Genomic DNA, 13,162 nt, shown 5'->3' with positions numbered 1-13,162 from the left:
TAATCTGCTACACCTCTTTTTATTTGTCTGACAAATTCTCATTTTCTTATGTCATTTCCCGCTAAATTTATGCACGCAATTACTGTAATTCTGTGATGTGATGCCGCTCTCCTATGGAGAATCAATTTCCCGCTAAAACTTATTCCAGCACTGGCATTAATCGTCGATATAAATGGTAATGCCTTGTTTTTCGTCTGAATTACAAAAAACCGTTCGTTTTTACCCTACATAAAAGAACGCTAAAGCTGGAGTTAACCATGCACAAATTCACTAAAGCGCTGGCGGCCATTGGCCTGGCTGCCGTTATGTCACAATCCGCTATTGCAGAAACCATGAAGCTCGGTTTTCTGGTGAAACAGCCAGAAGAACCCTGGTTCCAGACGGAGTGGAAATTTGCTGATAAAGCCGGAAAAGATTTGGGTTTTGAAGTGATTAAAATTGCCGTCCCCGATGGCGAAAAGACCCTGAATGCCATCGACAGCCTGGCCGCCAGCGGCGCGAAAGGGTTTGTTATTTGTACACCGGATCCGAAACTCGGCTCGGCAATCGCTGCCAAGGCGCGCGGTTACGACATGAAAGTCATCGCGGTGGACGACCAGTTTGTTAACGCCAAAGGCAAGCCGATGGATACCGTTCCTCTGGTCATGATGGCGGCGACTAAAATTGGCGAGCGTCAGGGTGAAGAGCTGTACAAAGAGATGCAGAAACGCGGTTGGGATGTGAAAGAGACTGCGGTAATGGCGATCACGGCGAACGAGCTGGATACCGCGCGTCGCCGTACCGGTGGCTCAATGGACGCGCTGAAAACCGCTGGCTTCCCGGAAAAACAGATCTACCAGGTGCCGACGAAATCCAATGACATCCCTGGTGCATTTGATGCTGCGAACTCCATGCTGGTTCAGCATCCGGAAGTGAAACACTGGCTGATTGTCGGGATGAACGACAACACCGTACTGGGCGGCGTGCGTGCGACGGAAGGCCAGGGCTTTAAAGCTGCCGATGTGATCGGTATCGGTATCAACGGCGTGGACGCGGTCAGTGAACTGTCGAAGGCGCAAGCGACCGGCTTCTTCGGTTCGTTGCTGCCAAGCCCGGACGTACATGGCTATAAATCCAGCGAAATGCTCTACAACTGGGTGACCAAAGGCGCGGAACCACCAAAATTCACTGAAGTGACTGATGTAGTGTTGATTACGCGTGACAACTTCAAAGAAGAACTGGCCAAAAAAGGGTTAGGCGGTAAGTAATCGGCAGTAGAAAACACCCTCTGTCGCTGCGGCGGCAGAGGGTTTGATTAACGACTAACGACCCAGATTCACGGAGACGTTATGCAACAATCTACCCCGTATCTCTCATTTCGCGGCATTGGAAAAACCTTTCCTGGCGTCAAAGCGCTAACGGATATCAGTTTTGACTGTTATGCCGGTCAGGTGCATGCGCTGATGGGTGAAAATGGCGCCGGGAAATCAACACTCTTAAAAATTCTCAGCGGTAATTACGCGCCTACCACGGGTTCTTTAGCGATTCTTGGGCAAGAGGTCACCTTTGCTGACACCACTGCCGCATTGAACGCCGGTGTCGCTATTATTTACCAGGAATTACATCTCGTGCCGGAAATGACCGTCGCGGAGAATATTTATCTTGGTCAGTTGCCGCATAAAGGCGGAATTGTAAACCGATCGCTGCTTAATTATGAGGCCGGGTTGCAGCTAAAACATCTGGGGATGGACATTGATCCTGATACCCCGCTGAAATATCTCTCGATCGGGCAGTGGCAGATGGTGGAGATCGCCAAAGCGCTGGCGCGAAATGCCAAAATTATCGCCTTTGATGAACCGACCAGCTCACTTTCAGCCAGAGAGATTGAGAACTTATTCCGCGTCATTCGTGAACTGCGTAAAGAAGGTCGCATCATCCTCTACGTTTCGCACCGTATGGAAGAAATTTTCGCGCTGAGCGACGCCATTACCGTGTTCAAAGATGGTCGCTATGTCAAAACATTTGCCGACATGCAGCAGGTGAACCACGACGCGTTAGTACAGGCGATGGTGGGGCGCGATCTCGGCGATATTTACGGTTGGGAATCAAGGCCCTATGGCGCAGAGCGTTTGCGTCTGCATGAGGTGAAAGCGCCTGGCGTAAGGACTCCGATCAGTTTATCGGTGCGCAGCGGCGAGATTGTCGGGCTGTTTGGCCTGGTCGGCGCCGGACGCAGTGAGTTGATGAAAGGGTTGTTCGGCGGCACGCGTATCACTGAAGGTCAGGTGTATATCGATGAAAAACCGATTGATATCCGCAAGCCAGCCAATGCCATTGCGGCAGGCATGATGCTCTGCCCGGAAGACCGTAAAGCCGAGGGGATCATCCCGGTGCATTCTGTACGCGACAATATCAACATCAGCGCGCGTCGTAAGCATGTCCGGGGCGGGTGTCTTATCAACAACAGTTGGGAAGAGACCAACGCTGACCACCATATTCATTCACTGAACATTAAAACACCGGGAGCGGAGCAACTGATCATGAACCTCTCCGGCGGGAATCAGCAAAAGGCGATTCTGGGTCGCTGGCTGTCGGAAGAGATGAAAGTCATTTTGCTTGATGAACCAACACGCGGCATAGATGTGGGCGCAAAACACGAAATCTATAACGTTATCTACGCCCTGGCGGCGCGGGGCGTTGCTGTGTTGTTTGCCTCCAGTGATTTGCCGGAGGTTTTGGGCGTCGCCGACCGTATTGTGGTGATGAGGGAAGGTGAGATCGCCGGTGAATTGCTTCACGAACAGGCGGATGAACGGCAGGCTTTGAGCCTTGCTATGCCAAAAGTCAGCCAGGCAGTCGCCTGAGTAAGGAGAGTATGATGTCTTCTGTAACTACATCGGGATCTGGCGCGCCTAAGTCGCCGTTTAACCCTGGTCGCATTTGGGATCAGTACGGAATGTTGGTTGTGTTCGCGGTACTGTTCCTGGCCTGCGCTATTTTTGTGCCAAACTTTGCCTCCTTTATTAATATGAAGGGGCTGGGGCTGGCTATCTCCATGTCAGGCATGGTGGCCTGCGGGATGTTGTTCTGTCTGGCATCTGGCGATTTCGACCTCTCTGTCGCCTCCGTTATTGCCTGCGCCGGGGTAACGACCGCTGTGGTCATCAACATGACCGAAAGCCTGTGGATCGGCGTGGCGGCAGGACTGCTGCTCGGCGTGCTGTGTGGTCTGGTGAACGGTTTCGTGATTGCCCGCTTAAAGATCAACGCCCTGATTACCACGCTTGCGACGATGCAGATTGTGCGCGGCCTGGCCTATATCATTTCTGACGGGAAAGCGGTCGGTATTGAAGACGAGCGTTTCTTTACCCTCGGCTATGCTAACTGGTTCGGGCTGCCTGCGCCGATCTGGTTAACGGTCGCTTGTCTGATAATCTTTGGTCTGCTGCTGAACAAAACCACCTTTGGCCGTAATACGCTGGCGATTGGCGGTAATGAAGAGGCGGCGCGCCTGGCCGGGGTTCCGGTCGTTCGCACCAAAATCATCATCTTTGTGCTCTCGGGGTTGGTTTCTGCTGCGGCGGGCATCATTCTGGCATCGCGTATGACCAGTGGCCAGCCGATGACCTCGATTGGTTACGAGCTGATTGTGATTTCTGCCTGTGTACTTGGGGGCGTTTCCCTCAAAGGCGGCATCGGGAAAATCTCATATGTGGTGGCCGGGGTGTTGATTCTGGGGACCGTGGAAAATGCCATGAACCTTCTGAATATTTCTCCTTTCGCGCAGTACGTAGTTCGTGGCTTGATCCTGCTGGCCGCGGTGATCTTCGACCGTTACAAACAAAAAGCGAAACGTACTGTGTAACGTTTTTATCAGCCAACTTTTCAGTATAGTCCCCCCTGATCGTCAGCCCCTAATAAGGCTGGCGATTGTCTTTCAAAATGGCGAGCATTGTCACACTGTCTATACTTACATGCTAATGGGGGCGCTTTTCGCCTCCCAAAAACCATGATAAGGAGGAGAACAGGGTGACAGACTTGTTAACCGTATCCCCTGAATTATCTGCAAACCATGCCTGGTTTTTTGACCTTGATGGAACCCTTGCTGAGATCAGACCGCACCCCGATCAGGTGGCAATACCGGACGCCGTTCTCAAGATGCTACACCGCCTGGCCATGCAGAATGCGGGAGCACTGGCATTGATTTCAGGGCGTTCGATGGTTGAACTTGACGCGCTGACAACCCCTTTTCGTTTTCCGCTTGCCGGAGTACACGGGGCCGAGCGCCGTGATATCCATGGTCAAACCCACATCGTGACGCTTCCACAGGCGTTAAAACGTGACGTCTACAACCAGTTATCTGCGGCGCTGGAAAACCTGCCTGGCGCTGAACTGGAAAGCAAAAACATGGCATTCGCGCTGCATTACCGACAGGCGCCGCAGCATGAAGCGGCGTTACTGATGCTGGCGAAGCGCGTTACCGCCCGCTGGCCGCAGTTAGCGTTGCAACCGGGTAAATGTGTGCTGGAGATTAAACCCCGGGGGAGTGACAAAGGTGAAGCCATTGCCGCATTTATGCATGAGGCCCCCTTTGCAGGCCGTACTCCTTTGTTTATAGGTGACGATCTGACCGATGAAACGGGGTTCGCGGCGGTGAATCGGGCGGGTGGCATGTCGATCAAAGTCGGTTGCGGTGAGACGCAGGCCAACTGGCGTTTAGCCAGCGTGGCTGACGTCTGGCGTTGGCTGGAACAGATCCATAATCCACAACAAAAACAAAAATCAGCGAGTGACAGGAGAGATGGCTATGAGTCGTTTAGTCGTAGTATCTAATCGAATTGCTCCCCCCGATAATAAAGGCAGTGCTGGCGGGCTGGCGGTTGGTGTACTGGGCGCTCTAAAAGCCACTGGAGGGCTGTGGTTCGGCTGGAGTGGGGAGACGGGGGACGAAGATAAGCCGTTGAAAAAAGTGACGCGCGGGAATATGACCTGGGCGTCTTTTAATCTGAGCGAGCAGGATTACGAAGAGTATTACTGCCAGTTTTCTAACGCTGTTCTGTGGCCGGCATTTCATTACCGGCTGGACTTAGTGCAATTTCAGCGCAATGCCTGGGAGGGATATCTGCGGGTCAATGCGTTGCTGGCGGACAAACTGCTGCCGCTGTTAAACGAAGACGACATGATCTGGGTTCACGACTATCACTTGCTGCCGTTTGCCAGTGAATTGCGCCAGCGTGGCGTGAATAACCGTATTGGCTTTTTTCTGCATATTCCGTTCCCGACCCCTGAAATTTTTAACGCCTTGCCACCCCACGATTCGCTGCTGGAGCAGATGTGTGATTTCGATTTACTCGGATTCCAGACCGAAAACGACCGACTGGCTTTCCTGGACTGTCTGGCGAGTCAGACCCGAGTCACCACACGCAGTCGACGTCATACGGCGTGGGGCAAAGCATTTTGTACCGACGTGTATCCGATTGGCATTGCGCCGGAAGAGATTGCTCAGCAGGCGAAAGGTGCGCTGCCGCCAAAACTGGCGCAGTTGAAGGCGGAACTGAAGAATGTGCAGAACATTTTTTCTGTCGAGCGACTGGACTATTCCAAAGGGTTGCCCGAGCGTTTTCAGGCCTATGAAGCGCTGCTGGAGCACTATCCTCAGCATCACGGTAACATCCGCTATACGCAAATTGCGCCGACGTCGCGTGGTGATGTACAGGCTTACCAGGATATTCGCCACCAACTGGAGACGGAAGCAGGGCGGATCAACAGCAAATACGGTCAACTGGGCTGGACGCCGCTCTACTATCTGAACCAACATTTTGATCGCAAGCTGCTGATGAAAGTATTTCGTTACTCTGATGTGGGGCTGGTGACGCCACTACGGGATGGCATGAACCTGGTGGCGAAGGAATATGTTGCCGCGCAGGACCCCGCCAACCCCGGCGTGCTGGTGCTTTCACAGTTTGCCGGTGCCGCCAACGAACTGACATCCGCGTTAATCGTTAATCCGTATGATCGGGATGAAGTCGCCGCCGCGTTGGATCGCGCATTAACCATGCCCCTTGCCGAGCGTATTTCGCGCCATGCGGAAATGCTGGCGGTGATAATCAAAAATGATATCCATAACTGGCAGGATCGCTTTATTCACGACCTGAAGGAAGTTGCGCCGCGCAACGCCGAGAGTCAGCAGCGGAACAAAGTCGCGACCTTTCCTAAACTGGCCTGACATTCGCTCATCGGCGCTTATTCTTTCGCCAGCGGAACCAGCAAAACATCTACCTGACTGGTGCTGATCACACTTTTCGCAGAGCAGGAGGCTCGCGAAAAGAAACTGTGGTTATGATTTCCGTAAATGACCAAATCCACCGCATGTTTTCGGCACACATCCAGAATATGTTCGTTAAGCTCCCCATAAGTGATAAAGGTTTGCTCAATGGGATAACCCGCGTCACGACTGAGTGTATTAAGAAAATCCTGTGTCTCCTCCTGCATCACCTCGCGTAAATCCTCCAGCATCGGCGCAGCGAACTGGTTATAGATCTCCGGATCGGAGGCGAGAGTAATCAGACTAATGCGGGCATTGACAGGGCGCGCGATGGAAACGGCTTTGGCTAAAAGTTGGCGGCTTTCTGGCGTAACGGCAACGGCGACAAGAATATGGGTGTAGCTCATAACTCGCTCCTTAATTGCAAGAATATGAGGTGGTAGTTCAGCTTTACTCTGTTTAAACCAATACTGCAACGCTTTGAGAGGGCAATTGTGTGAGGGTTATCATAATTATTCATTAGATAATCTTATGATTGAAATCGTCACAAAAATCACCAGCAAGACATTATTGTGTAATTTAAATTAAATTTTGTGGGTATGAAAATGAAATGTTAATTGCAATGTAACAAAAATTAACATATAACCTATGGTAACTATGGGGTATTAATTAACTCATCTTAATAGTTAAGTTATTGTTTTATTAGAATTAAATATTGCCCCTCATAAAACAGCATACCCAATTATTTTATATTTTCATAAAGTGACATTCACTTTACGAAACAAGTGGCGTTTGTCTATTTATTGAACGTCTGGTCGGAGCTCTGGAATACAAAGTGTGTTTAATTGGTGAATAAACACACAAAATAAAAGCTTATCTGATGGGTTTATGTTAAGTATTTGAGTAATATTGTGACGTAGATCACATATTTTTCAAATTCGCAGCCCTGCTCCGTTGTATGTGTCGATGGTGGCGAGTAGAGTTGCGTCGAATTAGGAAAAATCTTAGGTATTTGTAAGAATTGATTAAAACGTGTAAATGGCGAGTGTTCCCTGGAGGGAGTGCTTTCCAGTGCGCGTTTGTACCTGAACACTGCTATGCATTTGACCTTTTTGATTTTTTTTACCGGGAATTCCCGGCAACATCACGGGGTGCGGTTTTACCGCATAAAAATAAAATGGGTTATTCTGGATGGGAACAATGCACACATCCGAGTTGCTGAAACATATCTATGACATCAATTTGTCATACTTTCTTCTCGCACAGCGTCTGATCGTACAGGACAAAGCATCCGCGATGTTCCGCCTGGGTATCAGTGAAGAGATGGCGAACACGCTGGGGACTTTAACGCTTCCGCAAATGGTCAAGCTGGCCGAAACAAATCAATTAGTATGTCATTTCCGCTTTGACAGCTGCCAGACGATCACCCGTCTGACGCAGGATTCGCGTGTCGACGATCTTCAGCAAATTCATACCGGCATCATGCTGTCGACGCGTCTGCTCAACGACGTGAATCAGGCTGACGATGCGGCGCGTAAGAAAAGGGCCTGATGATGAGCGAAAAAAGCATTGTTCAGGAAGCGCGCGATATCCAGTTAGCCATGGAATTGATCACGCTTGGCGCCCGTTTGCAAATGCTGGAAAGCGAAACACAGTTAAGTCGTGGTCGTCTCATCAAGCTGTACAAAGAATTACGCGGCAGTCCTCCGCCAAAAGGGATGCTTCCGTTTTCCACCGACTGGTTTATGACATGGGAGCAGAATATTCATGCTTCCATGTTTTGTAACGCCTGGCAGTTCTTGCTCAAAACAGGGTTATGCAGCGGCGTGGATGCCGTGATCAAAGCGTATCGACTTTACCTGGAGCAGTGCCCGCAACCGGAAGAGGGGCCGCTGCTCGCGCTAACCCGCGCCTGGACACTCGTGCGTTTTGTTGAAAGTGGTTTGCTTGAATTGTCGCGCTGCAATTGCTGTGACGGTAATTTTATCACCCACGCACACCAGCCTCCGGGCAGCTTTGCCTGCAGTTTATGCCAGCCTCCTTCCCGCGCCGTAAAAAGACGTAAACTTTCCCGTAATGCTGCCGATATTATTCCACAACTGCTGGATGAACAGATCGAACAGGCTGTTTAACCGATACGGTGTGGACAAACACTCCAGCAGCGGTAAGCGATTACCGCTGCTTTTTTTTGTCTCGCGTACGCGTTAATGCCCCGACTGCGCATCCTGCCATAGTCAACAGCGGAAGGATGATGTCGTGCTTATCTTATTAGGATACCTGGTGGTTATCGGTACAGTTTTCGGCGGTTATGTGATGACCGGCGGACACCTTGGGGCACTCTATCAACCAGCTGAACTGGTCATCATCGGTGGCGCGGGTATAGGGGCGTTTATTGTCGGTAATAACGGCAAAGCCATCAAAGGGACGATGAAAGCGATCCCGTTACTGTTTCGACGTTCGAAATACACGAAAGCAATGTATATGGATTTACTGGCGCTGCTCTATCGCCTGATGGCCAAGTCGCGGCAGCAGGGGATGTTCTCGCTGGAGCGGGACATTGAAAATCCAGGTGAAAGTGAAATTTTCGCCAGCTATCCGCGCATTCTCGCCGACGCGGTAATGCTTGATTTTATTGTAGATTATTTGCGTCTGATCATCAGCGGCAATATGAATACCTTCGAAATTGAAGCGTTGATGGATGAAGAAATTGAGACTCACGAAAGTGAGTCAGAAGTCCCGGCCAACAGTCTGGCATTAGTCGGCGATTCATTACCGGCGTTTGGCATCGTGGCGGCGGTGATGGGGGTGGTGCATGCACTGGCTTCCGCTGACCGTCCGGCCGCTGAACTCGGCGCACTGATTGCGCATGCAATGGTGGGAACATTCCTCGGGATCTTATTGGCTTATGGGTTTATTTCACCGCTGGCCAGCGTCCTGCGCCAGAAGAGTGCGGAAACCAGCAAAATGATGCAGTGCGTGAAGGTCACTCTGCTCTCAAACCTGAACGGTTATGCGCCGCCGATCGCCGTCGAATTTGGCCGTAAAACGCTCTATTCCAGTGAACGTCCTTCCTTTATTGAACTGGAAGAGCATGTGCGCGCGGTGAGAAACCCGAACCCGCAGCAGACGACGACCGAGGAAGCATGAAAAATCAGGCCCATCCCATCATCGTCGTAAAACGACGAAAACATAAAGGACACGGCGGTGGGGCGCATGGCTCGTGGAAAATCGCCTATGCCGACTTTATGACCGCAATGATGGCGTTTTTTCTGGTCATGTGGCTGATTTCCATCTCCAGCCCGAAAGAGTTGATCCAGATTGCGGAATATTTTCGCACCCCGCTGGCAACGGCAGTGACGGGCGGCAACCGAATCTCGAACAGTCAAAGTGCCATTCCTGGCGGCGGTGATGACTACACCCAGCAACAGGGGGAAGTTAACAAGCAGCCGAACATTGATGAGCTGAAAAAACGCATGGAGCAAAGCCGTCTGAGTAAGTTGCGCGGCGATCTCGATCAGCTGATTGAATCGGACCCTAAACTGCGCGCGTTACGCCCGCATTTGAAGATTGATCTGGTTCAGGAAGGGCTGCGCATTCAGATTATCGACAGCCAGAATCGCCCAATGTTTAAAACCGGTAGCGCCGACGTTGAGCCGTATATGCGCGATATTCTGCGCGCCATCGCGCCAGTGCTTAACGGCATTCCAAATCGCGTCAGCCTCTCCGGTCACACCGATGACTTCCCTTATGCCAACGGTGAAAAAGGCTACAGCAACTGGGAACTGTCTGCTGACCGCGCCAATGCGTCGCGCCGGGAGTTGGTTAGCGGCGGCCTGGATGACGGGAAAGTGTTACGGGTGGTCGGCATGGCGGCCACAATGCGCCTGAGCGATCGCGGTCCCGGTGACGCCATCAACCGCCGTATCAGCCTGTTGGTGCTCAATAGACAGGCAGAGCAGGCCATTTTGCATGAAAACGCTGAAAGCCAGAATGAGCCGGTAAGTGTCTTACAACAGCCAGCGGCCGTGCCGTCGGCAAGCGTTCCCACATCGCCACCAGCCAATCCGAGGTGATAGCGTGAGCATGGATATTAGCGATTTTTATCAGACATTTTTTGATGAAGCTGACGAGTTGTTGGCTGACATGGAACAGCACCTGCTCGATTTAGTGCCTGAGGCGCCGGATTCAGAGCAACTGAATGCGATTTTTCGTGCCGCGCATTCGATAAAAGGGGGCGCAGGCACGTTTGGTTTTACCGTTTTGCAGGAAACCACCCATTTAATGGAAAACCTGCTGGATGAAGCCCGGCGCGGTGAGATGCAGCTCAATACCGACATTATCAACCTGTTTTTGGAAACGAAAGATATTATGCAGGAACAGCTCGACGCCTATAAAAGCTCTGAACAGCCGGATACCGCAAGCTTCGAATACATCTGCAATGCGTTACGTCAGTTAGCGCTGGAAGCCAAAGGCGAAACAGCGCCTGCCGTGGTGAATGCCGCCAAACTGAGTGTTGTCGACAGTATGGCGATTCAGGAAGAGACCGCGACGCCGCAGAGTGGCGAAGAGACGCAATTGCGCATTGTGCTGTCTCGTCTGAAAGCCAATGAAGTCGATTTACTGGAAGCAGAGCTGAGCAATCTGGCCACCTTAACGGATGTTGTCAAAGAGGCCGATAGCCTCAGTGCGACGCTGGATGGCGGCATTGCGGAAGATGACATTATCGCGGTGCTCTGCTTTGTGATTGAAGCCGATCAGATTGCGTTTGAGCAGGTGCCTGTCACGCCTGCCAGCCATGAGGCGTCACCGGTGGCCGAGGTGTCGCCAGCACAGACTCCGGCGGTCGTTTCTGCGGTGAAGAGCGCGACCCGCGATCCGCAGCCCGCACGTGCGGAACGTGAAAAACCGGCACGCGCCAGTGAATCGACCAGCATTCGCGTGGCGGTTGAGAAGGTGGATCAACTGATCAACCTGGTGGGCGAACTGGTGATTACCCAGTCGATGCTGGCGCAACGCTCCAACGAGCTTGACCCGGTGAATCACGGCGATCTCATCACCAGCATGGGTCAGTTACAACGTAACGCCCGCGACCTGCAAGAGTCGGTCATGTCGATTCGTATGATGCCGATGGAGTATGTTTTCAGCCGTTTCCCACGCCTGGTGCGCGATCTGGCAGGCAAGCTGGGCAAGCAGGTTGAGCTGACGCTGATCGGTAGCTCGACGGAACTGGACAAGAGCCTGATTGAACGGATTATCGATCCCCTGACGCACCTGGTGCGCAACAGTCTCGACCACGGTATTGAGTTACCGGAAAAACGCGCAGAATCCGGCAAAAGTGCGGTCGGGAATCTGATCCTTTCTGCGGAACATCAGGGCGGGAATATCTGCATTGAAGTGACCGACGATGGGGCGGGGCTTAACCGTGAACGCATCCTGGCAAAAGCGATGTCGCAAGGGATGGCGATCCACGAAAACATGACCGATGACGAAGTCGGCATGTTGATTTTTGCCCCGGGTTTCTCGACGGCGGAACAGGTGACGGACGTGTCTGGCCGGGGTGTCGGCATGGACGTGGTGAAACGTAACATCCAGGAGATGGGCGGCCACGTTGAGATCCAGTCAAAACAGGGTTCCGGCACCACGATTCGCATTTTGCTGCCGCTGACGCTGGCCATCCTCGACGGCATGTCGGTTCGTGTGGCAAATGAAGTCTTCATTTTACCCCTGAATGCGGTGATGGAGTCGCTCCAGCCGCGCGAAGAAGACTTGCATCCACTGGCGGGCGGCGAACGCGTGCTGGAAGTGCGCGGGGAATATTTACCGCTGGTGGAACTGTGGAAACTGTTCGATGTGGTTGGCGCGAAAACAGAAGCGACCCAGGGCATTGTGGTGATCCTGCAAAGCGCCGGACGACGTTATGCGCTGCTGGTCGACCAGCTTATTGGCCAGCACCAGGTGGTGGTTAAAAACCTGGAGAGCAACTACCGCAAAGTGCCGGGCATTTCCGCCGCCACCATTCTGGGCGACGGCAGCGTTGCACTGATTGTGGATGTTTCTGCGCTACAGGGTTTAAACCGCGAACAACGTATGGCGATCACCGCCGCCTGATTGAGTGAGGAAGGAAAGAGATATGACCGGTATGAGTAACGTAACCAAACTGGCCGGCGAGCCGTCAGGCCAGGAGTTCCTGGTTTTTACGCTGGGAGACGAAGAGTACGGCATCGACATTCTGAAAGTGCAGGAAATTCGCGGCTACGATCAGGTGACACGCATCGCTAACACGCCATCGTTTATCAAAGGGGTGACCAATCTGCGCGGCGTTATTGTGCCGATTGTTGATCTGCGTGTGAAATTTAGCCAGGGCGACGTCGAATATAACGACAATACGGTGGTGATTGTCCTGAATCTGGGACAACGCGTCGTCGGTATCGTGGTTGATGGCGTGTCTGATGTGTTATCGCTGACGGCGGATCAAATTCGCCCGGCGCCGGAGTTTGCCGTGACCTTGTCGACGGAATATCTGACGGGGCTGGGGGCGCTGGACGACCGTATGCTGATTCTGGTGAATATCGAGAAATTGTTGAATAGCGAGGAGATGGCGCTGTTGGATATCGCGGCGTCTCACGTGGCGTAATGCTGCTCAGTTAAGAAATTATCGAGAACCTGTCACTCTGGTGAAGGGTGACGTTCACCTTATGTCCACTGCTTCTCTGCAATCACCCTACCTGTGAACGTGCAAGGGAGGCTCGCCGCCGCCTCCCTTGCAACCCTGGCTCCCGGCAAGGAAAATCGTCGCTTCGCGATACATTCGCCTTATTCCGCCTGCCTTTCGGGTCGGGGTTGAAGTGGTCTACTTAATTTGGACACAGCCAGAGGTTCTTTGTCTTTCCATCTCGGTGGGTGTCAACCCACCGTTGT

The 13,162-nt window shown here is 52.2% G+C and carries 12 protein-coding genes; 11 read left to right on the top strand and 1 reads right to left on the bottom strand.

What is annotated here, in order from left to right; all coding sequences use genetic code 11:
• Window positions 1–257 precede the first annotated feature (257 nt).
• The 5 genes from araF to otsA all read left to right on the top strand — a co-directional run bounded on the left by araF (window position 258) and on the right by otsA (window position 6,205).
• A complete protein-coding gene (gene araF, locus AC07NP_RS16685; protein WP_494661137.1) occupies window positions 258–1,247 on the top strand; it encodes an arabinose ABC transporter substrate-binding protein AraF in 990 nt (329 codons plus the stop codon).
• 81 nt (window positions 1,248–1,328) lie between these two features.
• Window positions 1,329–2,843, top strand: a complete 1,515-nt coding sequence (gene araG, locus AC07NP_RS16680; protein WP_494661136.1) for an L-arabinose ABC transporter ATP-binding protein AraG — start codon at window positions 1,329–1,331, stop codon at window positions 2,841–2,843.
• A gap of 14 nt (window positions 2,844–2,857) precedes the next feature.
• A complete protein-coding gene (araH, locus tag AC07NP_RS16675) occupies window positions 2,858–3,844 on the top strand; it encodes an arabinose ABC transporter permease AraH (RefSeq protein ID WP_494661135.1) in 987 nt (328 codons plus the stop codon).
• 164 nt (window positions 3,845–4,008) lie between these two features.
• Entirely contained in the window at window positions 4,009–4,812 is an 804-nt protein-coding gene (gene otsB, locus AC07NP_RS16670) for a trehalose-phosphatase (protein WP_494661134.1), read from the top strand.
• Complete coding sequence (gene otsA / locus AC07NP_RS16665; RefSeq protein ID WP_494661133.1) at window positions 4,787–6,205, top strand: alpha,alpha-trehalose-phosphate synthase; 1,419 nt, start codon at window positions 4,787–4,789, stop codon at window positions 6,203–6,205. The genes otsB and otsA overlap by 26 nt, the downstream gene beginning before the upstream one ends.
• 17 nt (window positions 6,206–6,222) lie before the next feature.
• Here otsA and uspC read toward each other — a convergent pair whose 3' ends face one another.
• Window positions 6,223–6,651 (bottom strand): universal stress protein UspC, encoded by a 429-nt coding sequence (gene uspC / locus AC07NP_RS16660; protein WP_494661132.1) that lies wholly within the window; start codon window positions 6,649–6,651, stop codon window positions 6,223–6,225.
• Window positions 6,652–7,444: 793 nt separating this feature from the next.
• On the opposite strand from uspC, the gene flhD reads away from it, so the two are divergent.
• The 6 genes from flhD (at window position 7,445) to cheW (ending at window position 12,878) form a co-directional block, all read left to right on the top strand.
• The gene (gene flhD, locus AC07NP_RS16655) at window positions 7,445–7,795 is read left to right on the top strand and encodes a flagellar transcriptional regulator FlhD (RefSeq protein ID WP_494661131.1); all 351 of its coding nucleotides are present in this window, start codon (window positions 7,445–7,447) and stop codon (window positions 7,793–7,795) included.
• Complete coding sequence (gene flhC, locus AC07NP_RS16650) at window positions 7,792–8,376, top strand: flagellar transcriptional regulator FlhC (RefSeq protein WP_203361259.1); 585 nt, start codon at window positions 7,792–7,794, stop codon at window positions 8,374–8,376. The genes flhD and flhC overlap by 4 nt, the downstream gene beginning before the upstream one ends.
• 124 nt (window positions 8,377–8,500) lie before the next feature.
• On the top strand, window positions 8,501–9,391 hold the full coding sequence (gene motA / locus AC07NP_RS16645) for a flagellar motor stator protein MotA (protein ID WP_203360889.1): 891 nt from the start codon (window positions 8,501–8,503) through the stop codon (window positions 9,389–9,391).
• A complete protein-coding gene (gene motB / locus AC07NP_RS16640; RefSeq protein WP_494661130.1) occupies window positions 9,388–10,317 on the top strand; it encodes a flagellar motor protein MotB in 930 nt (309 codons plus the stop codon). Before motA ends, motB begins: the two co-directional genes overlap by 4 nt.
• Before the next feature lie 4 nt (window positions 10,318–10,321).
• Complete coding sequence (cheA, locus tag AC07NP_RS16635) at window positions 10,322–12,352, top strand: chemotaxis protein CheA (RefSeq protein ID WP_494661129.1); 2,031 nt, start codon at window positions 10,322–10,324, stop codon at window positions 12,350–12,352.
• 22 nt (window positions 12,353–12,374) lie between these two features.
• Window positions 12,375–12,878, top strand: a complete 504-nt coding sequence (gene cheW / locus AC07NP_RS16630) for a chemotaxis protein CheW (protein WP_203360892.1) — start codon at window positions 12,375–12,377, stop codon at window positions 12,876–12,878.
• Window positions 12,879–13,162 lie beyond the last annotated feature (284 nt).

The sequence above is a fragment of the Citrobacter sp. GW821-FHT07H02 genome (genome assembly GCF_059418505.1).
The sequence above is the reverse complement of the archived record's forward strand: the minus strand, read 5'-3'. Positions and strand labels throughout refer to the sequence as shown.

Bases quoted from the DNA above. Each gene is read 5' to 3' on its own strand.
- araF (WP_494661137.1), top strand. From the start codon at position 258: ATGCACAAATTCACTAAAGCGCTGGCGGCCATTGGCCTGGCTGCCGTT.
- araG (WP_494661136.1), top strand. From the start codon at position 1,329: ATGCAACAATCTACCCCGTATCTCTCATTTCGCGGCATTGGAAAAACC.
- araH (WP_494661135.1), top strand. From the start codon at position 2,858: ATGTCTTCTGTAACTACATCGGGATCTGGCGCGCCTAAGTCGCCGTTT.
- otsA (WP_494661133.1), top strand. From the start codon at position 4,787: ATGAGTCGTTTAGTCGTAGTATCTAATCGAATTGCTCCCCCCGATAAT.
- uspC (WP_494661132.1), bottom strand. From the start codon at position 6,651: ATGAGCTACACCCATATTCTTGTCGCCGTTGCCGTTACGCCAGAAAGC.
- flhD (WP_494661131.1), top strand. From the start codon at position 7,445: ATGCACACATCCGAGTTGCTGAAACATATCTATGACATCAATTTGTCA.
- motB (WP_494661130.1), top strand. From the start codon at position 9,388: ATGAAAAATCAGGCCCATCCCATCATCGTCGTAAAACGACGAAAACAT.
- cheW (WP_203360892.1), top strand. From the start codon at position 12,375: ATGACCGGTATGAGTAACGTAACCAAACTGGCCGGCGAGCCGTCAGGC.